Below are 21,840 nucleotides of genomic sequence, written 5' to 3'. Positions count from 1 at the left end.
CGTCCCCGTCCGTCTTGAGGGGCGCGGAAAAATTGACCGAATCCGGCCAAGATCATCCCTTGTGTCGGTGATCATGAGTGTTCCGGTCGTCATTTCGCATTTGTGAATTCCGACGTCAGGCGAGCCGTGCGGGACGGCCGGTCCGGCCGGCACCTCGCAGCACGCGCGCGACTGCCGAAAACCACCGCTCTGTGTCAAGTCTGTTGCGCGCCGTGATCTTCACTTATCGTTTCGTTCCATTCACCGAACGCGTCGGTGAATCGGCGGGACGGACCCACAAGGTCCAGCCCGCCGGGGATACGCGCCCGGTCCCGAGCCGGGCGTAGCGCCCTTTCGTTCCCGCTCAAGGAGAGGCACGTGCGAAAATCCCCCCACTTCAAGGCACTCGGCGGCATCGCCCTGTCCGCAGGGCTGATCGCAGCGGCTACCACCGCCGTGGCGGCAGATCCCGCACCGACGGCGGCGCCGGAGCAGCTCGACGCCATGCAGCGCGACCTCGGGCTCACCGAGTCCCAGGCCGGACAGCTGCTCAAGGATGAGAGCCAGGCCCGTTCCGTCGAGAACGAGCTGCGCGCCGACCTCGGCTCCGACTTCGGAGGCGCCGTCTTCGACGCGGAATCCGGCGAACTGACCGTCTCGGTCACCGACTCCGATGCGGTCGGCACCGTCGAGAACGCCGGTGCCGAAGCCGAGGTCGTCACCCACGGCCAGGACGCCCTCGACAAGGTCGTGGAGAACCTCAACGCCGATGCCGAGGACGCCGGATCCGGCGTGACCGGCTGGTACGCCGACGTCGAGTCCGACCGTGTGGTCATGACCGTCGACCGGGGCCAGGCGAAGGACGGCAAGGAGTTCCTCGCCGACGCCGGCGTCGACAGGTCGGCCGTCAAGGTGAAGGAGAGCTCCGAGAAGCCCGAGACCTTCGCCGACATCGTCGGCGGCAACGCCTACTACATCAACGGCGGCTCCCGGTGCTCCGTCGGCTTCGCCGTCACCACCGGATTCGTGACCGCGGGCCACTGCGGCAGCGGCGGCGCCTCCGTCTCCGGCGCCGACGGCGGCAGCGGCACCTTCGCGGGCTCGACCTTCCCGACCCGCGACATGGCCTACGTCCGCACCAGCGGGTGGAACCCCACCCCGCGCGTCAACGACTACTCCGGTGGCACTGTGGCCGTCAACGGCTCCAGCCAGGCCGCCGTGGGCTCGTCGATCTGCCGCTCGGGCTCGACCACCGGCTGGCACTGCGGCACCATCGAGGCCCGCAACCAGACGGTGCGCTACCCCCAGGGCACCGTCTACGGGCTCACGCGCACCAGCGTCTGCGCCGAGCCCGGCGACTCCGGCGGCTCGTTCATCAGCGGCGACCAGGCCCAGGGCGTCACTTCCGGCGGCTCGGGCGACTGCACCTGGGGCGGCACGACCTACTACCAGGAGGTCAACCCGATCCTGCAGCAGTGGAACCTGACGCTGGCCTGATCCGCTGACCGACCCGAGCGGCCCCGGCCGCACCCCCGACACCCCCGACACATGAAACGGGCGGCCCCGGTGCACCTGTCTGCACCGGGGCCGCCCGCCTGTGTGCGTGGCGCTTTTCGCGCGGGAGCACTACATGTCAGGCGTCGTCGTCCTTCCAGAAGGACGTGTGCTCCTCGGCGTCGGCGTCGGCGCCCTTGTCGGTCTTGGAGCGGCGCGCCGACGCGTCGGACTCCTCGCCGGACCCCTGCTTGCGGCGGATGCGTCCGCGCGGGGCCGGCGCTTCGCCGCTGTCGGTCGCGGAGCCGGACGTGCCCGCTGAGGACGCCCCGGCGCCCTTGGACGAGGAACCGGAGCCTTTGGACGAGGAACCGGAGCCCTTGGCCGGAGAGGATTTGCCCGAGGAGCCGGACGGGCGCGCGGAGCCCGCATCGGCGCCCGCGCCCGTACCGGCGGTCGCGTCCGAGGTCTTGATCGCGGAGGCGACGTTGCGCGGTGCGCCGCCGGCGTGGATGTTCAGCGCCTCGTCTTCGACGTCGAGCATCTTCTGCACGCTCTGCGGAAGGGCGGGCAGCCGCTCGTTGCGGAAGTGGGAGCCCAGCACCTCCAGCGCGTGGTCGCACAGCAGCGGCCGGAGGACCGCGGGGTTGGCGCCGCTGAGTTCCTGGAGTTCGGGCAGCCGCAGTTCGCGAAGCAGGCGGATGACCGCCCGCATCCGCTCGCGGGTGCGGCGGTCGGTGATCGCCACCGACATCATCTCGGCCTCGGCCAGAGCGGGCGTCGGTTCGGTTCCGCCGTTCTCCGCGGCGCCCTCGCGTTCGGCGATGAACAGCCCGGTCAGCTCGCGCGTCGATTCGCGGGCGGCGACGCGGTTCTCGCCCTTGCGGGCCTGCCGGCCCTGGACCCACGTCACCACGACGCTGGTCACCAGGCTGATGCCGGCGCCCGTCAGGACGAGCAGCATGTCGTACACGGAAGACCTCCGAGGGGGAGCGGGGAGCGTGCCGTTCTGTACGGCTTCGCGTGATCCGTGAGGATTCGCGAACGCGGTGCGTGTTGTCAAGTTCGTGCACCGTCGCCCCGAGGGCGCCCGGGAGGAGGCGGCGGCCCGGACGGCGCGCCGTGCCGCGCGTCGCGGCTGGCGCCGCCCTTGACACGTCGACGGCCGCGAATATGGACTTGCGCGCACGAGATCGTCTCCGAAGAACCCCGCGACCGGTCCGCTGGACGATGGACCGCGGGGGCGGACGGACCGGCGGCGGGCGCCGATGAGGGGAGGGCGCGCCGCACACCGGTCGCGTGGCCGGTCCCGGGCCGTCGAGGTCCGGGACCGGTTCTCGGCGGCCGCGCCGCGCGGCGCCGGAGCGCTCCTCGGGCGCCGCGCGCGGGGCCGGCCCGCGCTACTTCAGTTCGCGCTTGAGGATCTTGCCGGTGGCGTTCATCGGCAGGGCGTCGCGGAACTCCACCGAGCGCGGGTACTTGAACGCGGCAAGCTGCTCGCGGCAGTGGTCGATCAGCTCCTGCTCCGTGGGCTCGGTGCCCTCTTCGGCCACGACGAACGCCGCGACCTCCTCGCCGTGGGTGTCGTGCTGCACGCCCACCACGGCGGCCAGCGAGACCGACGGGTGCGCGATGAGCACCTCTTCGACCTCGCGCGGGTAGACGTTGTAGCCGCCGCGGATGATCAGGTCCTTGGCGCGGTCGACGATGAAGTAGTAGCCCTCGTCGTCGCGCCGGGCGATGTCGCCGGTGCGGAACCACCCGTCGCGCATCACTTCGGCCGTGGCCTCGGGGCGCTTGTAGTAGCCCTTCATGACGTTGTGGCCGCGGATGGCGATCTCTCCCGGGCCTTCGCCTTCGACCGTGTTCCAGTCGCCGTCGACGAGCTTCATCTGCACACCCCACACGGGGAACCCGATCGAGCCCGGTTTGGTGGGGCGGTGCAGCTGGTTGAAGCTGGCCGTCGGCGCGGTCTCGGAGAGCCCGTAGCCTTCGAGGATCTCCACGCCGAAGAGCTCCCGGAACTCCTTGAGCACCTCCATCGGCGCGGCGGACCCGCCCGAGACCGCCGAACGCAGACTGGAGGGAACCTCCAGGCCGCCGGCGCGCACCGCCGACAGCAGCGCCCAGTACATGGTGGGCACGCCCGCGAACAGGGTGACGTGTTCGTCGCGCATCAGCTTCAGCGCCTCGACCGGCTCGAAGCGGGGCATCAGCACGAGCTTGGCGCCCCGGCGCAGTGCCGCGTTCATGATCGAGGACTGGCCGAAGGAGTGGAACAGCGGCAGGACCGCCATCGTGGAGTCCTCGCCGTCGTAGCCGGGGACGAGTTCGTCGTTGACCATCGCGTTCATCAGCATGTTCTGGTGGCTCAGCTCGGCGCCCTTGGGGCGGCCGGTGGTGCCGCTGGTGTAGAGGATGACGGCGGTGTCGTCGGCGGCGGTCTGCACCGACTCGAAACGGTCGGAGACCCCCTCCAGCGCGGCCCACAGCGTCTGGGCCCCCTCGATGGAGGACTCGGTGGCCAGGGCGGCGCCCGGCAGGACGAAGAAGTGCTCGGTGCCGGGCGCGGCGTCGAAGGCCTCCTTGCCGCGTTCGCCCAGCGGAAGCTCGGGCGTGCCCTCGAAGCAGAAGAACGCCTTGGCTTCGGCGTCGTCGAGGTAGTAGGCGAGCTCCTGGGACTGCGACAGCACGTTCACCGGCACCACCACCGCGCCCGCTTTGAGCGCGCCGAAGTAGACGATCGGGAAGTACGGCAGGTTCGGGCAGGCCAGGGCGATCTTGTCTCCGGGGCGGACGCCGCGCTCCACCAGCAGGTTGGCCACCTGGCCGGCGAGCCCGTCGAGCATGGAGTAGGGCATGCGGATGTCGCCGTGGACCAGGGCCGTGCGGTCCGGGTACTTCTGGGCGCTGTCCTCCAGCACGATCGCCAGATTGAGCATGGGGGTCCTCCTACGTGCGGGGCACCGGTGCGTCGTATGTCGGATGCCATAGTCGCAGAGAAGAATACCGACCGGTAGGTATGAATGGGGTCCACGTCACAGAACCGGTGCGCTCGGGCGCCGGCCGCCCGGCGATCCGGGCCGCGGCGCCCACCGGGCCGCTGCGCGGGGAATCCGGTTGACCTCGACCAGACTTGAGGTAGCAGAGTGACGATCGGGGCGGGCTCCGACCGCTCCGGCGGCCGCGCGCGAACGCCGCGGCCCCGCGCGGAGTCCGCACCCGCCGGTACCGGATCGACCTCGAAAGGGCCCACCATGACGACACCGTCGGAGTCGCTGTTCGACTCCCTCTACGACAACGACACGGCGCCCTGGGTGATCGGGGAGCCCCAACCCGAGGTCGCGGCTCTGGAACGGGACGGTTGGATCAGCGGATCGGTCCTCGACCCCGGCTGCGGCACCGGCGAGAACACCGTCCACCTCGCGCTCCGGGGCTATACCGTGCGGGGCGTGGACTTCTCGACCCGCGGCGTCGAGGCGGCCCGCGCCAACGCCGCCGAGCAGGGAGCGGAAGCGGAGTTCGCGGTCGCCGACGCCTTCGCTCTCGGCGAGGACGACCGCCGCTACGACACCGTGGTCGACAGCGCGCTCTTCCACGTCTTCGGCGGCGACGACCGCGCGGCCTACGTCGCCGCCCTGCACGCCGCCTGCCGCCCCGGCGGGCTGGTGCACGTCCTGGCGCTCTCCGACGCCGAACCGGGTGTCGGCCCGCGGGTCGGAGAGAGCGACATCCGCGACGCGTTCGGCACCGGCTGGGACCTGGAGGACCTGCGCGCCGCCCGGTACCGCTGCACCGTCGTGGACGACGGCATGGCGGCCGCGCTGGGAGCCGAGCGCGGCGGCAAAGTCGACCAGGCGGCGTGGCTGGCCCGCATCCGGCGCGTGTGACCCCGGTCGGCACAGGCCGTCAGCCCGTCCGGCCGGCGGCCGTGCCGTCCTCCGTCGGCGTCCCGACCGGGCGCGGGCGCGCGGCGGCCGTGCCGTCGGTCTCCGCACGATCCTGCGGACGCCCCTCGGCGCTCCGGCGCAGCGGCCTGGGCAGCGGCAGCAGCACGAGCACCCCCGGAAGGCTCGCGACCAGGGCGAGCACCCCGTAGACCACCGCGGCGCTCAGCCCGGTCGCGGCACCGAGGCCGACGGCGGCGAACCCGAGCGCGGCAGCGGACTCCCGCGGCCCCCACCCGCCGACACCCACGGGGACGCTCATCGCCACCAGCGCCAGCAGTAGCGGCGGAAGCAGCACCACGACCGGCGCGTCGGCCCCCGCCGCCCGCGCCGCGACGACGAACAGCGACAGGTGCCCGGCGAGCCCGGCCAGCGACAGCAGTACCACCGCCGACAGCCTCCGGCCGGTCAGCACCGCCGAACGCGCCTCCGACGCCCACACCCGCGCGCGCCGCAGCCGGCGGCGCCCGCCCGCGGACCGCAGCAGCCACGCCGCCGCCGCGCCGACCGCCGCCAGGAGCACGGCCGCCGCCGGTCCCACCGCCCCGGCCGAGGGCAGCGCCCGCGCGGCGGCGGTGAGCAGGTCCGGCCGCACGAGCAGCACGGCCGCCGCGGCGGGGATCAGCACCGCCTGCCCGGCGGTGCGCTCCAGGACCACCGCGCGCACCGCCCGCCCGCCGGCGCCGCCGGATCCACCCGTTTCCGCGGAGTCGGCGGCGCGGGCGCGGCGGCCGTGCTCGAACGCGCGGTGCACGTCGCCGAGGACGCCCGCCGGCAGCACCGCGTTGAGCAGCAGCGCCCGGTAGTAGTCGGCCACGGCCCGCGCCGGACCGAGTCGCAGCCCCATGCCGCGGGCCACGACGACCCACCGCCCCGCCGCGGCGAGCGTCGTCGCCGCGCCGATCCCCACCGCGGCGAGCAGAGCCGGACCGTCGATCGTCGCCAGACCGTCCAGCACCGGCCCCGCGCCCAACGTCCGCACCAGCAGCCCCAGCACGGCGGCTCCCAGCAGTACCCGCACCCACGGCCCGACTGCACGCATCGTCCTCCCCACCGCGGACCAGCCGCGTCGTCCTCCCTCTTCTCCTACCCCTGCGCGCCGCCGTCCGCGCCTCGCCGCCGCCCGTCTACCGGCGGTGCGCGGCGGCGTCGGCACCGGCGGGGATCGCGAGGAGGTCGCGGTGGCCGACCAGGGCGCGCAGCCTCCCCGCGGCGCACTGCTCCAGCCTCCGGTCCAGGTACGCACCGGCGGCTCCGGCGAGTCCGGGGCGCTGCTCGACGGCGGCGGCGACCCGGCCCCGCAGCCACTCGGCGGTGAGCGCGGCGTCGCCGGCGCCCAGCCGCCACGGGCTGGGGCGGTCCTGCACGCGTGCGCCGCACCGCTCGAACGCGGCGGCCGCGGCCGCCGGTGCGTCCGGGCCGAGCAGGCGCCCGGCCGGTGAGCCGCGGCGCTGGTGGTCGTCGAACGCGGCGGCGATCGCGCCGTCCAGCGGATGCGGGGGATCCAGCTCCACCCGGCCCTGAACGGACAGCGTCAGCAGGGCCGGGCACCCGGCGGCCGCGCACGCCCGCGCGAGCCCGGCCGCCTGCTCTCCGGTCAGCAGGTCCAGCAGCGCCGAGGCCGTGACCAGCGAGGCGCCGGCGAGGTCGGCGGATCTCAGGTGCGCCAGGTCGCCGCGGCGGATCCGGGCGGTGACGGGGCCGCCGTCGGCGCTGCGGTGGGGCAGGCCGTCGCGGGCGCGGACGAGCAGTGCCGGGTCGCGGTCCTGCAGGACCCAGTGCTGGGGGCCGGACAGGCGCGGCGCGAGCCAGCGCCCCATCGCGCCGGTGCCGCAGCCGAGGTCGACGACGATCCGCGGTTCGCCGGCCGACCGGGTGCGCAGGGCGGCCTCCAGCGGTTCGAGGAGCTCCGCCGAGCGGGCGGCGGCGTCGGCGCGTTCCCGCAGCGCCAGCCAGTCCGGCGCGAAAGCGCCGCTCCCGTGGGCGTTCACCGCGGCTCCCGCTCCAGCGCGCCCAGCACGGACTCCATACGCGCGGCCGCCTCCGGCCACGGACGCAGCCGCCGCCGGCTCCTCCGCGCCGCCCTGCGCAGCCGGTCGCGCAGCTGCTCCGCCCCGAACCAGTCGCGCAGCGCCGACGCGAGCGCGGCCGGGTCGCCGGCGGGCACCGTCATGCCCGGCGCCTCCCCGCCGGGCGGCGGCGCCAGTGTGGACGGCAGCGCTCCCGCGTCGGTGGTCAGCACCGGGACGCCGCGCGCCAGCGCCTCGGTGACGGCCATGCCGTAGGTTTCCCAGCGCGACGGGAGGACGGCCAGGTCGGCGGCCGCGTACGCGGCCTCCAGTTCGGCGCCGGCGAGCGGTCCGGCCAGGTGCACCCGGTCGGCGATGCCGTTCCGCACCAGCCGGCGCCGCACGTCGGCGGCGTGCCCGGGTGCGCGATCGGCGGGGCCGGCGCACGTGCAGGTCCACTCCAGGTCGGTGAGCGACGCCAGAGCCTCCGCGAGCACGTCGTGGCCCTTGCGCGGTGTCAGCGACGCGACGCACAGCAGCCGCGTGGCGCCGTCGGTGCCCGTCGCGAGCGGCGCGGGGTCGGCACCGGGCTCGACGGTGTGCGTCCGCCCGTCCTCCAGGCCGTGGCGGTCGGCCAGCCACCGTGCCGCCCACGGGCTCGTGGCGACGACCGCGCCGGCGGCCCGGACGGCGGCGCGCTCCCGGGAGTCGAGGTCGGCCGCCTCCTGGTCGCTCAGTCCGGTTTCGGCCGCCAACGGCAGGTGGACCAGGACGGCCAGGCGCAGGCGGCGGGCGTGTGCGGCGATGATCCCGGGGACCGCGCAGCACACCAGGCCGTCGCCGAGCACCAGGGCGCCGTCGGGAAGCGCCGCCAGGGATCGTGCGAGCCGGGCGCGGGCGGCGGGGGCGGGCCGGGGCCAGGCGCCCGGTACGGCGATCTCGGCGACCGGGCGGCCCGCCGCCGCGAGACCGCGGCACATGCGGCGGTCGTAGACGTCGCCGCCGCTGGGGCGGGTGGCGTCGTCGACTCCGCCGGGCAGCACCGCGTGCACCGTGGCCGGGTGGCCGGTCTGCCCGCGGGCGGGGCTCGCAGCGGTCACAGCGCGCGCTCGTAGGAGGCTCCGGCGACGTGCGACTCGTGCAGCGTCACCGAGATCCGCTCCAGACCGCGGGCACCCTCGCCGAGGCGGCCGTCGGATGCGCGTTCGGCCAGCCGGTCGGCGACGACCTTGGCGAGGAACTCCGTCGTGGTGTTGGTTCCGGCGAAGGCGGGCTCGTCGTCGAGGTTGCGGTAGTTCAGACCGCTGAGGACGTCGCCGAGTTCGGCGGCGGCCCGGCCGATGTCGACGACGACGTTGTCGGCGTCCAGCTCGGACCGGTGGAACGAGGCGTCCACCGTGAACGTGGCGCCGTGCAGCGCTTGCGCCGGTCCGAAGACTTCGCCGCGGAAACTGTGGGCGACCATGGCGTGGTCGCGGACGGTGACGCTGAACACGGGTGGTCTCATCCCCGGGAAACGCGTCGGGTATGCCGCGCGGCAGCGCCGGACCCGGGTCCGGCGGGAGAACGCCGGCGGGCCGGGTTCCGCCGCGCTCCGTTCCCGCCGGTCAGCGGAGTTCGCCGCTGATCACCCACAGGTGTCCGAACGGGTCCCGCACCCTGCCCTGGCGCTTGCCGTAGGGGCGGTTGTCGATCGGGATGACGAGTTCGGCCCCCAGCCGCACCATGCGGTCCGCCGTCGAATCCGGGTCGGGCACGTGGGCGGTGACGAGTACGGGTGAGCCGCCTACGGAACGGGGATCGTGCCAGCCCCACTCGGGGACGCTCTGCGCCAGAGCGAAAACGGACGATCCCAGGGTGAGTTCGGCGTGGTTGACGACGTCGTGGTCATCGGCCGCGCGGAAGTTCAGTGCGGCTCCGAGCGCCTCGGTGTAGAAGGCGATGGCCGCGTCGGCGTCGGATACGAGCAGTTTCGGGTGGAGTTCACTGTCCATGCCCCGATGATCGCGGGGGCGGGCGCCGCCGGGCTTGGAGATTTCGGCCTTCTTCCGCCAGCCATGCGGTCGGCGTCGTGCGCATGAGTTCGGTGAAGTCCCGCACGAGATGGCTCTGGTCGTGGTAGGCGCTCTCCGCCGCGATCCGGGCCCAGGATCCGGGCCCGTCGCCGACCCGGCCGATCGCGGCCGACAACCGCGCGACGCGCGACGCGAACTTCGGCCCGATCCCCAGCGCACGCCGCATCACGTACCGCAGGCGACGGGGGCTGAGGTGCGTCCGCCGCGCCAGCTCCTCGACGGAGACCCGGCCGCCGCTCGCTCCGACGATCTCCAGCGCCGCGAGGGCGTCGTCGGACACGCCGGCATCGCCGGCCCGGTCCAGGCGCTGGAGGAGCCGGGCCCGCATGAGCGGTTCGCGCCGGCCGATCGGGTGGTCGGCCAGTTCCTCGCTCAGCCGGTCCAGCCACGGCAGGAGGGTGTCGGCGCTGACGCCGCCGGCGTCCACGTCGCCGGGCGGAACGCCGGTGAGGCGCTGCATCGCCGCGGGGGACAGTTCGACGTACACCGTCGGCTGCCGTGGCAGCAGCGTGAGGGCCGGAGTGGGCACTCCGGGCCGCATCAGCCCGGCGACCACGGCTTGCATGGTGCGTTCGCGCCCGTCGTAGCGCATTTCCACCGGGGCGCCCAGGCTGACGACCAGCCGTGCGGACAGGGCCGGCACGGCCCGGTGCACGCGGGGCGGACCGGTGTGCTCGTCGGCGGCGACGACACCGACGCCCGCCGCGCGACATGCTTCGCGCAGGTCCACACTCCCATTGTCGCATCCCCGCACCGCACGGCGCCGCTTCAGCCCGGTGCGTCCGGGTAGGCGATGCGGTGGCACAGCGCGGGCGGGTCGCCGCCGGCGAGGCGGGGCAGGGTCTCCGGGAGGTCGGCGAACGGGCTCTCGCCGGTGACGAGCGCGTCGAACCGGGGGTCGGCGAGCAGCCGCAGGGCCAGGTCCATGCGGTCGGCGTAGCCGCGCCTGCCGCCGGCGGAGGGGGAGACGGTTCCGACCTGGCTGGCGCGCACGGTCAGGCGCTGCGCGTGGAAGCGCTCGCCCAGCGGGAGGCTGACACGGCGGTCGCCGTACCAGCTCAGCTCCACCACCGTGCCCTCCGGCGCCAGCAGCTCCAGCGATCGGGCCAGCCCCGCCTCGGTCGCGCTGGCGTGCACCACGGCGTCGCAGCCCGGTGCGGCGTCTTCCGGGGACGCGAAGCCGACGCCGAGCGCCGCCGCGGTGGCGGCGCGGTCGGGGTCGGTGTCGACCAGTTGCACGCGCGCGCCGGGCAGCCCGGCCAGTACGCCCGCGACCGCGCAGCCGACCATCCCGCCTCCGACGACCGCGATCCGGTCTCCGACCAGCGGTGCGGCGTCCCACACCGCGTTGACGGCGGTTTCCAGGGTCCCGGCCAGTACCGCGCGCCCGGCGGGTACGTCGTCGGGTACCGGCGTGACCGCCTCGGCCGGAACCGTGTAGCGGGTCTGGTGCGGGTAGAGGCAGAACACGGTGCGTCCCAGCAGGTGGGCCGGCCCTTCCTCGACGCGGCCGACGCTGAGGTAGCCGTACTTCACCGGGCCGGGGAATCCGCCTTCCTGGAAGGGCGCCCGCATGGCCCGGTACTGGCTCTCGGGGACGCCGCCGCGCCAGACCAGCGCCTCGGTGCCGCGGCTGACCGCCGAGTAGCGGGTGCGCACCACGACGTCGCCGGGACCGGGCGGCGGGAGTTCGGCGTGCCGGATCGCGCCGGCGCCGGGTTCGGTGATCCAGAAAGCCGATGCCGAGCGCGCCACGCTTCCTCCCGGCCGGTGTCGGGGCGACGCCGGGTACGATACCCGGTACGCGCGGCCCTGGACAGGGCGGCGGGGCGCGGTGCTCAGCGGGGAAGGCTGCACTGATGCGGACTGCGGGGGACCGATACCGGCGGCGCGGCGGTGCCTGGGCGGCGGGTGCGGACCCGCGCGCTCGCGCAGCGGCCGAGCCCGCCGGATCCGCGCCGGCGCCCCCCGCGCACGGACCGCTGCGGCGCACCCGGGCCCAGACCGTGGCCGCTGTCGCGTCGTTCGCGCTGCTGGCCGCGCTGTCCGCCGGAACGGGGATGGGCGCGGCCGGGTGGATAGCGGGGGCGGTGTGCATCGCCGCCACCTGGTTCGCCTACACCGCCGCCCAGCACCGCCATCGGGCGGGTCCCGCGAGTCCGGCGGACGCGGTGACGCTGGCGCGCACCGGACTGATCGCGGGCGTCGCCGCCCTGGTGGCCGACGGACTGGTCGTCCCCGGCGCGTCGCCGAGCTGGTGGCCGGCCGGTCTCGCCGCGGCGGCGCTGGCGCTGGACACCGTCGACGGTGCGGTGGCGCGCCGCACCCGGACGGCCTCCGAGCTCGGTGCCGGGTTCGACATGGAGGCCGACGCGCTGCTCCTGCTGGTGCTCAGTGTGCACGCGGCCGCTGCGGTGCTGGGCTGGTGGGTGCTCGCGATCGGCCTCATGCGCTACGTGTTCGCCGCTGCGGGGCGGCTGGTTCCGCGCCTGCGCGCGCCGCTCCCGCCGTCCGACGCGCGCCGGGTCGTCGCCGCGCTGCAGGGGCTCGCGCTGGTCGCCCTCGCCCCGGGAGTGCTGCCGTACCCGGTGGCCGCGGCCGTGGCCGCAGGCGCGCTGGCGCTGCTGCTGTGGTCGTTCGGGCGCGACACGGCCCGGCTGCTGCGTTCGGGATAGGCGGTGCCCGGAACGGCACGACGGCGAAGCGGGTCCGCATTCACCGCCCGCAGGGCACCGGTCCTTGCTGTGCGGCAGGCGGCCGGGATTCGCCTGCCGGGCCGCCGAGGGGGCGCCGGGTGCGGTCCGCGGGTCCGAGCGCGGCGCCGGCGAGCGACAGCGCGGCGGCGGCCGCGAAGGCGAGTGTCGGGCCGAAGGCGTCGCTGAGCAGTCCGACGAGCGGCGACGCCGCGGCCTGGCCCACCGCGATCGCCAGGAACGCGGCGCCGACGCCGAAGGCGGGTACGGTGCTGTAGACCCGCGTGCCCCACAGCAGCAGCACCCCGGTCAGCGCGATGTAGACGGCGCCGAACAGGCCTCCGGCGACGTGGATGCCGGGCGCGGCGCCCGACGCCAGCACCAGCCCGAAGGTGGCGGCCGCCAGCCCGAGCATCCCGCCGGCCCACGCCTTGCGCAGTCCCGCGCGCGCGGCGATGTCGCCGGTCAGGCTCCCCAACAGGCCGAATGCGCCCAGGGCGATCCACATGACGGTGGAGGCGGTGGTGCTCGCGCCTTGGGCGACGGCGACGTCGCGGCCGAAGGTCCACACCGCGGAGCTGGCCGCGCCCATGGCGCCTGCGGCGGCGAGCAGGCGCAGCGCCCCGGAGGGCAGCAGGGCGGGGGAGTGCCGCGGGCCGTCGCTGTCGGCGCCGCCGGGACGGTGCGCCGGAATCACGGCTGCCGCCCACAGTGTCGCGGCGGCTGCGGCGCAGGCGAACGCCGCCCAGGACAGCCGCCACTCCTGGGCGAAGAGCAGCGCGACGGGGCCGGACACCATGACTCCGAGGCCGGTGCCGGCGTTGACGACGCTCTGCACGCGGGCGGACCGCTCCGGCGCCACCCAGCGCGCGACCGCCCCGGCCAGCGGCGGCGACGCCGCGCCGCTGCTGATTCCGGTGAAGACCACTCCGGCGGCGAGGACCGGGGCGGCGGGGGCCGCGGCGATGAGCGCGGTTCCCGACGTCGCGGCGGTTCCCGCTGCGACCGCCACCGCGCGCGGCCCCCAGCGGGGGGTGGCGGCGGACGCGGCGAGGACCGCGACGCAGTAGCCGGTGTAGCTCGCCGAGGCGATGGTGCCCGCCGCGGCGGCGCTGAGGCCGAATTCCGCGCTGAGGACCGGTACGAACAGGCCGTAGGCGAAGCGTGCGAGGCCGTAGCAGGCCGCGATGAGCGAGATTCCGGCGGCGGCCAGCCGCACGGCGGGCACAGCGGCGGTCGCCGTTGCGCCGGACGGAGCCCGTGTCGCCGGGCCGGCGCCGCCGGTGCGATGCCGTGTCATGAACACCCTCCCTAATGTATACCGATCGGTTTAGTTTCCAGGATGTGCGTCGTTCCGGGTGAGGTCAACCCACCGGTGGGTATAATCACGGCATGGAGACACGAGCGGACACGACGCCGGCCGGGCGCCGCATCCTCGACGCCGCGGGCGGCCTGTTCTACCGCGAGGGCATCAACGCGGTCGGGGTGGCACTGGTGTCGGACACGGCCGGCGTGACGAAGAAGACCCTCTACGACCGCTTCGGCTCGAAGGACGAGCTGGTCGTGCACTACCTGCGGCGCCGGCACGAGAACTGGTGGGCCCACCTCGACGAGCGCTTGGACGCGGCGCCGCCGCCCCGCACGCTCGCGCTGATGGACGCCTACCTCTCCCACCCGGAGCTGGAAGTCGGCCGCGGCTGCGCCTTCATCAACGCGGCCGCGGAACTCCCGGCCGGGCATGCGGGGTGGAAGACGATCCGCGAGCACAAAGAGGCGGTCCGAGCCCGCATCGCCGAACTGATCGCCGAGGACGCGCCCGGGGCCGATGCCGAGGACCTGGCCGAACACGTCTTCCTGCTGTTGGAAGGCGCCATCGCCCACCGCGGCATCGACGAAGGGGAACTGCGCGTGCGCACGGCCCGCGACCTGGCGGCCCGCCTCCTCGCCGACGCCGCACCCCCCGGGTGACCGCATATCCGCCCCGCGCCTCGCGCCGCCCCGCGCGACGGGTGCGGCGGGACCGGCGGGCCGGGGGAACGGCTATCGTCGTGCCACGACCGGACGTGCCCGCCGGTGCGAGCGCACGAGTGCCGGGGACGCCGGAGCCGTGGCGCGACGCTCGAAGGAGTGACCAGTGACGCACCTGGCAGTGGGCGAGCACGCCGCCCGCGTCATGCAGCGCGAAGCCGACCGGCGCGGCATCGCGCTGGAGTTGGAGCCCGATTCCGCCCCGCCCGAGGAGTTGCCGGCGGAGCTGGCGCCGTGGTCCTGCACGGTCGCGGGCAAGGGATGGTGCGTTTTCGCGGCGCTCGACTCCGACAGCGAGATCACGACCCCGGCTGAGCGCGAGTTCGTGCCGCTCGCGCGGATGCTGGCGGGATCCTGGCAGATCATGGAGGGAACCGGCTCCGTGCGCCTGTGCACGGCCGCTGGCTGAGACCGGCCGGGCGGCGGAGGCCCCCTCCCGGGCCCCCGCCCGAGTCCGGGTTCGAACAGGGGCCGCGGCCGAGGTTCTAGGGCGCCGGACCCAGCTCTGCGCGGGCACGCATGAGCGCGAAGCCGCGCACCTCCCGGCCCGCGCTCTTGGCAGCGCCCGGACTCGCGGCGTCCAGGATCCGCTGTTCGGCGGCGGCGTCGCCGAACAGGCGGGCCTTCTCGGCCATCATCCAATGCTCCGCGGCGGGGTAGTGCACGCCGTCGACGTCGAACCCGCCGCTCCACCACTGGCTCAGGCATTCCGCCCCCGGCGACCCGTCGCGCCGGGGCCGGTGGCCCCAGAAGAACAGGTACTTCACGCGTTCGCCCCGGGCGGCCCGTTCGCGCAGCTCGGCGACGGACCCGGGCTCTGCTCGCTTCATCGCCACCATCATGCCGACGCCCGGTGCCGTCCGGCCACGTCTTTTTCCGCCGCCAGGGCGCTCGGCACCCGATCGCCGTTCACGTCCGGGACCGTGCCGCCGCGGGTCGCTGCGGACGTGTTCGGAGCCTGGCCGTCCGGCGCTGCGGCGCCGATCCGCGCGGCGATGCGGGACCGCACATCGGATGTCCCGATCAGGGGCGGGGTGCGATCGAGCTGAATGATCGATCGCCGGGTGATATGTCGCACATGCGGTTCCGCTCCGCGGCGGTCGCCCGGAGCGGAACCGCCGGTCGCGTGCGGGGCGCCGGTCCTTCGGCGCTCGGAATCAGCCTGCCGGCCGCCGAACGGACGGAATTCGCCGCGCATGTCGTGCGATCAGGGGGTTTGGTTCCGCGGTGTCGGGCGGATTCTTGTTCACGGGGCCCTGGCCTCGATTTTTCACGGTGGGTAGCAGGTCGAATGCGGTGGTTTTCCTTCTTGTTCGATCGGTGTCCGGGTGTTAATGTCCGGCGTCGGATTGCGAACGAAATGACTGAATGAGTGAATTGATGATCTTTCAGTATCGCCAACCGGATGTGCACGGTATCCGACCGTTCAGCGGTAGCTCGGAGGCGGACGAAGAGCGCTTCACGGTATTCGTCGACCAGGTGTTCCGTGGTCTCCCGTGTATCGAGCAGCGCATGTCGGCCGCCTCCTACCTGCGCGGGGTCCTCACCACCGAAGGCAGGAAGTCGATCAACCGAATCGGGGAGTCGCTCGGGCTGTCCGCGACGGCGCGGCACTCCCTGCGCCATTTCGTGAACGACAGCCCGTGGGACTGGGGCGGTGTCCGGAACGAGATCGTCCGGTGGATCGAACGGGTCGAGAGTGTCCGCGCCTGGGTTTTCGCTCCGGTTTTCATGCCGAAACGCGGAGCGATGTCGGTAGGCGTACACAAAGCTTTCGTTCCGGTTAAGGAACGGACAATGAACTGCCAGATCGGGATCGGCCTGTTCCTCGCGGCCGCCGGCCGCACCATTCCCGTCGACTGGCGCCTGGTTCTTCCCCGCGAGTGGATCCAGGACGGCGGCCTCCGGTCCCAACACCGTTGTTTTAGGGCATCTTCGCTGGTAAGGGCCTCGGGGTGGTGCGAGCCTGGCACCGAGGGTTCGCGGCCGCCTCTACCCGCGGGATACTCGATGGCGTGACGAACGCGGCTGACCGCGCCTCTTTCGGGGTGCTGACCCAGACCTTCGACCCGCACCTGGTCGAGGAGGTGGCCACCCGGGGCGGCGCCCTCCAGCAACGGCGGCGCGAGCTGCCCGCACGGCTGACCCTGTACTTGGTCCTGGCGCTGTGGCTGTGGCGCAACCTCTCCTACAAAGAGGTCTGGCGCAGGCTGGCTGACGGCTGCGCGTTCAGCGGCGGGGCCCGGGAGTTGGCCGTGCCGGCCTCGGGCGCGCCCGAGGCCTCCAGCGTGAGCCGGGCCCGGCAGCGGCTGGGCACCGAACCCCTCACGCTGCTCTTCGCCCGCACCGCCGGGCCCCTGGCCGAGAGCGACACCCCGGGAGCATGGTGGCGCGGCTACCGCCTGACTGCGGTGGACGGCACCTGCCTGGACACCCCCGACACCACCGCGAACCGGGCCGCGTTCGGCGGCCCCTCTGAGGGGGCCTTCCCTCAACTGCGTCTGGTCGCCCACTGCGAGATCGGCACCCGCTGCCTCATCGACGCGTCCTTCGACGCCTACACCACCAGCGAGAAAGCCCTGTGCGAGCGCATGGCGGCCTCGTTCGCGCCCGACATGCTCACGGTCTTCGACTCGGGGTTTTGCGGCAGCGACCTGTACTGCACGATCACCGCCACCGGCGCCCAGGTCATCATGCGCGCCGGCGCCCAGTTCGCCCTGGCCCCCGTCGAGGTCCTGGCCGACGGCTCCTACACCGCGCACCTGTCCAAGGGCGGTCCGCTGGTGCGTGTGGTCGAGTACACCGTCTACACCGACACCGTCACCGCACACGGCGGCCACACCACGGCCGGGGAGACGATCACCCTGGTCACCAGCCTGATCGACCCGGTGCTCCACCCCATCGCCGACTTCCCGGGGCTGTACGCGGCCCGCTGGGAATCGGAGATCCTCTACGACGCGGTCAAGACCGAACTGCGCGGCGGAACGACGGTGCGGTTCCGCTCCCAGAGTCCCGACCTCATCCGTCAGGAGGCCTGGGCGCTGCTGCTGGTCTATCAGGCGGTCTCGGACCTGATCACCCGCGCCGCCGGGTACGCACAGCTCGATCCCGACCGCATCAGCTTCACCACCGCGCTCAACACCGCCCGCCGCTCGGTCAACCGGACCGGTGGGCGTTTTTCCCCCTGAGGACCTGGCCGTACTGGACGTGTGGGCCTTCGACGAGCTCTGGGACGACCTGCTGCCCCGGCGGCGCCGGCGGTCCGCACCCCGTGAGGTCACCCGGCGCTCCTTCCGGTTCCTCACCCGCAAGCGCGCCACACCCGCCTCGGGTAGAACCCGACATCGCGTCCACATCTGGCGCCTCACCCCACCAGCGAAAACACCCTAAAACAACGGTGTTGGCCTCCGGTCCCGGGCACGGATTCCCGAGGACGTCGACCACCTTCCCCTGTGGTCGTGCATGCTGCAACTCACCGACGCCTTGGCGGAGAGCGGTGCGACGGCCGGCGTGCCGGTGGTCGCCAAGGTGTGCACGCCCACCGACGCCCGCGGCCTGGTCACCGGTCTCGCGGAGAGGGGCGCCGACTTCCTGGTCGCGGTGCCCGACCGAAGCCCGTTCTTCGACCACGCTCCTGCCCGGCTCCGTCCCCGGACGTACAGCGCGTCGGCGGGGCGGTCGGCGGCCGACGTGCTCGCCGAGCCTGTCCGCGTCCGGCCGCGCCCGGCCGCCTCGGGCGCGGCCGAGGGCCCGAGGCGCTTGGCGTCGGCACCGGTCCGGGTCACCGGCACCCGCGAGGGATCACCGGTCTCCGGCAGCTTCCGGCTGATCGCCGATCCGGACGCGCAAGCGGCCCGGCCGCCGAGCGCGTGGCTGACGAACATGGCGCACCCCCCTGCCGACCTGCTCCGGCTCGGCGGGGTCCACGGCCAGGCGGTGCGGACCGTCGACGACCTCGCAGGGCGGTTCGGGCTCCTGGACTTCGAAGGGCGCACATTCCCCGGTTGGCACCACCACGCCACACTGGTGTCGGCCGCCTACTGCTTCGACAGCCTTCCCGACCCCCGTCCGCAGCCCGTGTAGTCCCGGGCCCGTCGGCAGGCCCGACGATCCGCCGTCACCGCCGCCGGGCCGCTTCCGGATTCCTGGACCCGTCGCGCGTCCGCCCGTCCTGTGCGGCGTCTGCCACGGTGGAGGCGAGAAGCCGCAGGGCGGCCTCGGACCCGCTGGCCGGCTCGGCGCTGTAGGCGATGATGCGCTGCCCGGGGCTGCCGGGGATCTGCAGTGTCTCGAAGGCGAGCTCCATCCGCCCGACGCTGGGGTGGTGCATGCGTTTGGCGCCGGAGGTGCAGGTGCGGACCGGATGGCGGTTCCACCGTTCCGCGAAGGCGTGGCTCTGCATGGTGAGCTGGCCGACGAGCTCGGCGAGCCGCCGGTCGTCGGGGTGGCGTCCGGCGATCAGCCGCAGCGACGCGACGGCGAGGGTGGCCTCCTCGGCCCAGTTGACGTACAGGTCCTGGAAGTGTTCGTCCAGAAAGAGCAGACGTGTCAGGTTCGGCCGCTGCGCGGACACCTTCACGCATCCGAACTCCAGATGGCCGGCGAGCAGCGCGTGCCCGAGGGAGTTCCAGGCGAGCACATCGTTGCGCCGGTCGAGCACCAGCGCCGGCACGTCCGCCATGGCGCTGATCAGCTGCCGGGCCGAAGGGCTGGCCTGCTCGGGGCGGGACGGCGCGGGCCGGACGGCGGGAGGCGGAGAGGCCAGGTTCCTCAGGTGGGCGCTCTCGTCCTCGTTCAGCCGCAGGGCTCGGGCGATCGCGTTGAGGAGGTCCGGGGACGCGCTGTTGGTGCGGCCCTGCTCCAGCCGCGTGTAGTGCGTGACGCTCACCCCGGCGAGCATGCACAGCTCTTCCCGGCGCAGTCCCGGAACGCGGCGCCGCTCGCCGTACGCCGCCAATCCGACGTCTTCGGGGCGCAGGGCCGCCCGCCGGCCTTTGAGGAAGTCGCCGAGTTCTGACGGCATCCGAGATCTCCCGGTCCTGGCGATGGGGGTGTGAAGCCGGTCCGGCCCGGACGACCCGAGCCTCTTCAGTCGCCAACGTTCTCGGAGCGTCGGCTCATCCCGCGATCGGCGGCACAGCCTGGTCCTGTCATGACTACCCTCGCGCGCACTGCTCGGAACGGGGTTCTGGCTCGTCGGCGGATCGTCCCGCAGGGTTTCTCCTGCCAAGAACGGACGAAGAAAGGACCACCGCCGCCATGTCGGTGAACGCCGAGACGGACGCGACGAGCGTCCAGCAACCACCCCCCACGCGGATGACACCCAGGATGAAGGTCATCCTGGTGGTGCTGCTTTCCGCGCAGTTCATGCTCGCCGTGGACTTCTCCATCCTGAACGTGGCACTGCCGATCATCGGCGAGGGCCTCGGGTTCACCCTGGCGAACCTCCAATGGATCACGACGTCCTTCGCGCTGTGCGCGGCCGGGTTCACGCTGCTGTTCGGGCGGGTCGCCGACCTCTTCGGCCGCAAGCGGCTGTTCCTGGGCGCCCTGGCCGTCCTGGGGATCTCCTCCCTCGTCGGCGGCTTCGCGCCCACCCCTGAGGTCCTCATCGCCGCCCGCGTCTTCCAAGGGCTGGCGACCGCGGCCATGACTCCGGCGGGCCTCTCGCTGCTGACCACGTCTTTCCCGGAGGGACCGCTCCGGGACAAGGCACTCGGCCTCAACGGCGCCCTGATGTCGGCCGGTTTCACCAGCGGCGCGATCCTCGGCGGGCTGCTGACCGACCTGCTGTCCTGGCGCTGGGCGTTCTTCATCAACGTCCCCGTCGTCGTGGTCGTGCTGATCGTCGCGCCTCTCGTGATCAACGATTCCCGCATGAACGACCGGCCCAAGCTGGACATGCCGGGCGCGCTGCTGGTGACCGGCGGACTGCTGGCCGTCGTCTTCGGCCTCACCCAGGCCGGTGAAGCGGGGTGGGGATCGACCGTCGCGCTGGGTTCACTCGCGCTCGGGGCTGTGCTGCTCGCGGCCTTCTACGCCGTGGAACGCAAGGTCGCCGCACCCCTCGTGCCCCTTCAGGTGCTGGGCCGGCGAACGGTCGCCTGGGGAAACATCGCCGGCCTCGTCGCGTTCCTGACCGAGACTTCACTGGTCTTCCTGCTCACGCTCTACCTGCAGAACGTGTTGGGCTTCACCCCGATGGCGGCGGGCCTGTCCTTCGCGGTACTCGGGTTGGGAACGGTTCTCGGCGGTGTGTTCGCCCCCCGGGTCATCGGATGGACGTCTGCGAAGAGCACCCTGCTGATCGGCGGCATCGTCCAGGCCGCCGCGACCTTCGCCCTGCTCGCGCTGGGGACCGACCAGGCGACGATGTGGCTGCTGCTGCTCGGCACGTTCGTGGGCGGAGTGGGCAACATGTTCGTGATCGTCGGGTTCATGGTCACCGCCACCTCCGGCCTGCCGGACCACGAACAGGGGCTGGCCACCGGGCTCGCCACCATGACCCAGCAGGTCGGAATCACCATGGGAACGCCGATCATGAGCGCGATCGCGAACTCGGCGATGGTCGGCGCCGGGGTCGTCGCGATCCTGGACGGCCTGAGCGTCGCGATCGCCGCCAACGCGACGATCGTCCTCCTCGGCGTCTTGGCGAGTGCGTTCTTCCTGCGCGGCAAGCAGAAGGCCGCCGCGTGACGCAGGGACACCCCGGCGGCCGCACCCCCGACCGGGCCATGCCGGTCGGGGGCGGCGGCTGGGAAACCGTCGAGATCGCCGGGGCGGACGGGCCGGTGCCGGCGCGCGTGCACATGCCGCGTCGCACCCCCGTCGGCTGGCTGGTCTGGGCGCACGGCGGGAGTTGGCACGGCGGGTCGGCCAAAGGATGGCACCATGCGACCGCCGAGTTCGCGCAGCTCGCCGAGTGCGTCGTGGTCAGCGTCGACTACCGGCTCGCTCCGCACCACTCCCACCCCGCCCCCGTGGACGACGTCCTGGCCGCTCTCGCATGGGTCCGCGGTCGGGCGGAGCAGGACGGCACGCCCGCGCCCATAGCGGTGGGCGGAGACAGCGCGGGCGGCACGATCGCGGCCGCCGCCGCGCTCGCGGCGCGCGACGGAGGTGAGCGCCTCGATGCGCAGGTGCTGGCCTATCCGCCTCTCGACCCCGAGTGCCGAGCCGAGTCCTACCGGGGATCCGACGCGTTTCCCGGCGCCGAGTGGCTGCGCGCCTCGTGGCGCGGGTACCGGGGGTCGTCGCCGACCGTGGTCCGGCGTGACCGGACGCTGCACTCCACCCCGCTGGACACGGACCACCTCACCGGGGTGGCCACAGCGATCCTCGCGGTGGGTGCCGACGACCCGGTGCTGGGCGACGTGACCGGCTACGCCCGGCTCCTGCGGACCTGGGGCGCCGCAGTCGACCTGCACGTCCTGCCCGCGACCGGCCACGGCGTATTCCTCGCTCCCAGCGGCAGCGTCGCCCGGCTGAGGAGCCGGCTGGCAGCCGCGCTGCACGCGCTGTTCGCCGGATCGGCGGAAGGCGCACACCGATGAGCATCCGGAGCCCCCGCGACGGCTCGGCGGCCGCCTCGCCGGCCACGCCGCCGGCAGAGCGG

At 73.6% G+C, this 21,840-nt stretch carries 23 protein-coding genes and 1 pseudogene; 11 read left to right on the top strand and 13 right to left on the bottom strand.

Annotated elements, in window-relative coordinates:
* The first annotated feature begins 357 nt into the window (after positions 1-357).
* Entirely contained in the window at positions 358-1,476 is a 1,119-nt protein-coding gene (locus tag HNR25_RS11650; protein ID WP_184634951.1) for a S1 family peptidase, read from the top strand.
* Between the two features lie 136 nt (positions 1,477-1,612).
* On the opposite strand, the gene HNR25_RS11645 is transcribed toward HNR25_RS11650, so the two are convergent.
* Both HNR25_RS11645 and HNR25_RS11640 read right to left on the bottom strand, forming a co-directional pair.
* Positions 1,613-2,437, bottom strand: a complete 825-nt coding sequence (locus HNR25_RS11645; protein WP_184634949.1) for a hypothetical protein — start codon at positions 2,435-2,437, stop codon at positions 1,613-1,615.
* A gap of 436 nt (positions 2,438-2,873) precedes the next feature.
* Complete coding sequence (locus HNR25_RS11640; protein ID WP_184634947.1) at positions 2,874-4,415, bottom strand: long-chain-fatty-acid--CoA ligase; 1,542 nt, start codon at positions 4,413-4,415, stop codon at positions 2,874-2,876.
* Between the two features lie 315 nt (positions 4,416-4,730).
* Between HNR25_RS11640 and HNR25_RS11635 the strand changes: the two genes are divergently transcribed.
* Complete coding sequence (locus HNR25_RS11635; protein ID WP_184634944.1) at positions 4,731-5,363, top strand: class I SAM-dependent methyltransferase; 633 nt, start codon at positions 4,731-4,733, stop codon at positions 5,361-5,363.
* Between the two features lie 19 nt (positions 5,364-5,382).
* Here HNR25_RS11635 and HNR25_RS11630 read toward each other — a convergent pair whose 3' ends face one another.
* From HNR25_RS11630 to HNR25_RS11600, 7 genes are all read right to left on the bottom strand, one after another.
* Positions 5,383-6,462: a lysylphosphatidylglycerol synthase transmembrane domain-containing protein gene (locus tag HNR25_RS11630; protein ID WP_184634942.1), complete on the bottom strand. Its 1,080-nt coding sequence runs from the start codon at positions 6,460-6,462 to the stop codon at positions 5,383-5,385.
* 85 nt (positions 6,463-6,547) lie between these two features.
* Positions 6,548-7,411: a methyltransferase domain-containing protein gene (locus tag HNR25_RS11625; RefSeq protein ID WP_184634940.1), complete on the bottom strand. Its 864-nt coding sequence runs from the start codon at positions 7,409-7,411 to the stop codon at positions 6,548-6,550.
* A complete protein-coding gene (locus HNR25_RS11620; protein ID WP_312862495.1) occupies positions 7,408-8,529 on the bottom strand; it encodes a glycosyltransferase family 4 protein in 1,122 nt (373 codons plus the stop codon). Before HNR25_RS11620 ends, HNR25_RS11625 begins: the two co-directional genes overlap by 4 nt.
* The gene (locus HNR25_RS11615) at positions 8,526-8,924 is read right to left on the bottom strand and encodes a 6-pyruvoyl trahydropterin synthase family protein (RefSeq protein ID WP_184634938.1); all 399 of its coding nucleotides are present in this window, start codon (positions 8,922-8,924) and stop codon (positions 8,526-8,528) included. The genes HNR25_RS11620 and HNR25_RS11615 overlap by 4 nt, the downstream gene beginning before the upstream one ends.
* A 112-nt stretch (positions 8,925-9,036) precedes the next feature.
* Positions 9,037-9,423 (bottom strand): VOC family protein, encoded by a 387-nt coding sequence (locus HNR25_RS11610; RefSeq protein ID WP_184634936.1) that lies wholly within the window; start codon positions 9,421-9,423, stop codon positions 9,037-9,039.
* Entirely contained in the window at positions 9,413-10,234 is an 822-nt protein-coding gene (locus tag HNR25_RS11605; protein ID WP_184634934.1) for a helix-turn-helix domain-containing protein, read from the bottom strand. The genes HNR25_RS11610 and HNR25_RS11605 overlap by 11 nt, the downstream gene beginning before the upstream one ends.
* Positions 10,235-10,272: 38 nt before the next feature.
* The gene (locus HNR25_RS11600; protein ID WP_184634932.1) at positions 10,273-11,259 is read right to left on the bottom strand and encodes a zinc-dependent alcohol dehydrogenase; all 987 of its coding nucleotides are present in this window, start codon (positions 11,257-11,259) and stop codon (positions 10,273-10,275) included.
* Positions 11,260-11,510: 251 nt separating this feature from the next.
* Here HNR25_RS11600 and HNR25_RS11595 point away from each other — a divergent pair, with 251 nt between their 5' ends.
* Positions 11,511-12,179 (top strand): CDP-alcohol phosphatidyltransferase family protein, encoded by a 669-nt coding sequence (locus HNR25_RS11595; protein WP_312862494.1) that lies wholly within the window; start codon positions 11,511-11,513, stop codon positions 12,177-12,179.
* Positions 12,180-12,219: 40 nt separating this feature from the next.
* Here the strand turns inward: HNR25_RS11595 and HNR25_RS11590 are convergent, their stop codons facing one another.
* Complete coding sequence (locus HNR25_RS11590) at positions 12,220-13,497, bottom strand: MFS transporter (RefSeq protein ID WP_184634930.1); 1,278 nt, start codon at positions 13,495-13,497, stop codon at positions 12,220-12,222.
* A 92-nt stretch (positions 13,498-13,589) separates the two neighbouring features.
* On the opposite strand from HNR25_RS11590, the gene HNR25_RS11585 reads away from it, so the two are divergent.
* Together HNR25_RS11585 and HNR25_RS11580 are read left to right on the top strand one after the other, a co-directional pair.
* On the top strand, positions 13,590-14,165 hold the full coding sequence (locus HNR25_RS11585; protein WP_184634928.1) for a TetR/AcrR family transcriptional regulator: 576 nt from the start codon (positions 13,590-13,592) through the stop codon (positions 14,163-14,165).
* Positions 14,166-14,331: 166 nt separating this feature from the next.
* On the top strand, positions 14,332-14,634 hold the full coding sequence (locus HNR25_RS11580; protein WP_184634926.1) for a hypothetical protein: 303 nt from the start codon (positions 14,332-14,334) through the stop codon (positions 14,632-14,634).
* Between the two features lie 76 nt (positions 14,635-14,710).
* Here HNR25_RS11580 and HNR25_RS11575 read toward each other — a convergent pair whose 3' ends face one another.
* On the bottom strand, positions 14,711-15,055 hold the full coding sequence (locus HNR25_RS11575) for an NADAR family protein (protein WP_184634924.1): 345 nt from the start codon (positions 15,053-15,055) through the stop codon (positions 14,711-14,713).
* A gap of 8 nt (positions 15,056-15,063) precedes the next feature.
* Positions 15,064-15,303 (bottom strand): hypothetical protein, encoded by a 240-nt coding sequence (locus HNR25_RS11570; RefSeq protein WP_221457529.1) that lies wholly within the window; start codon positions 15,301-15,303, stop codon positions 15,064-15,066.
* A gap of 290 nt (positions 15,304-15,593) precedes the next feature.
* On the opposite strand from HNR25_RS11570, the gene HNR25_RS11565 reads away from it, so the two are divergent.
* From HNR25_RS11565 to HNR25_RS11550, 4 genes and pseudogenes are all read left to right on the top strand, one after another.
* Positions 15,594-16,244, top strand: coding sequence for a transposase (locus HNR25_RS11565; protein WP_184634921.1), 651 nt, complete (start codon positions 15,594-15,596; stop codon positions 16,242-16,244).
* On the top strand, positions 16,241-17,413 hold the full coding sequence (locus tag HNR25_RS11560) for an IS4 family transposase (protein ID WP_026129722.1): 1,173 nt from the start codon (positions 16,241-16,243) through the stop codon (positions 17,411-17,413). The genes HNR25_RS11565 and HNR25_RS11560 overlap by 4 nt, the downstream gene beginning before the upstream one ends.
* Positions 17,394-17,615 carry a hypothetical protein gene (locus HNR25_RS11555; RefSeq protein WP_184632921.1) on the top strand — a complete coding sequence of 74 codons (222 nt, stop codon included), beginning with the start codon at positions 17,394-17,396 and terminating at the stop codon, positions 17,613-17,615. The genes HNR25_RS11560 and HNR25_RS11555 overlap by 20 nt, the downstream gene beginning before the upstream one ends.
* A 30-nt stretch (positions 17,616-17,645) precedes the next feature.
* A pseudogene (locus HNR25_RS11550) lies at positions 17,646-18,308 on the top strand (transposase family protein); the annotation flags it as partial.
* 34 nt (positions 18,309-18,342) lie between these two features.
* Here the strand turns inward: HNR25_RS11550 and HNR25_RS11545 are convergent.
* Positions 18,343-19,248: a helix-turn-helix domain-containing protein gene (locus tag HNR25_RS11545; RefSeq protein WP_184634917.1), complete on the bottom strand. Its 906-nt coding sequence runs from the start codon at positions 19,246-19,248 to the stop codon at positions 18,343-18,345.
* A gap of 293 nt (positions 19,249-19,541) precedes the next feature.
* Here HNR25_RS11545 and HNR25_RS11540 point away from each other — a divergent pair, with 293 nt between their 5' ends.
* Together HNR25_RS11540 and HNR25_RS11535 are read left to right on the top strand one after the other, a co-directional pair.
* Positions 19,542-20,921 (top strand): MFS transporter, encoded by a 1,380-nt coding sequence (locus HNR25_RS11540; protein WP_246463615.1) that lies wholly within the window; start codon positions 19,542-19,544, stop codon positions 20,919-20,921.
* Positions 20,918-21,778 carry an alpha/beta hydrolase fold domain-containing protein gene (locus tag HNR25_RS11535; protein WP_184634913.1) on the top strand — a complete coding sequence of 287 codons (861 nt, stop codon included), beginning with the start codon at positions 20,918-20,920 and terminating at the stop codon, positions 21,776-21,778. Before HNR25_RS11540 ends, HNR25_RS11535 begins: the two co-directional genes overlap by 4 nt.
* Positions 21,779-21,840: the final 62 nt, after the last annotated feature.

This window comes from Streptomonospora salina (assembly GCF_014204715.1).
Classification (GTDB): Bacteria; Actinomycetota; Actinomycetes; order Streptosporangiales; family Streptosporangiaceae; genus Streptomonospora; species Streptomonospora salina.
This window is presented reverse-complemented; position numbering and strand designations above follow the sequence as displayed.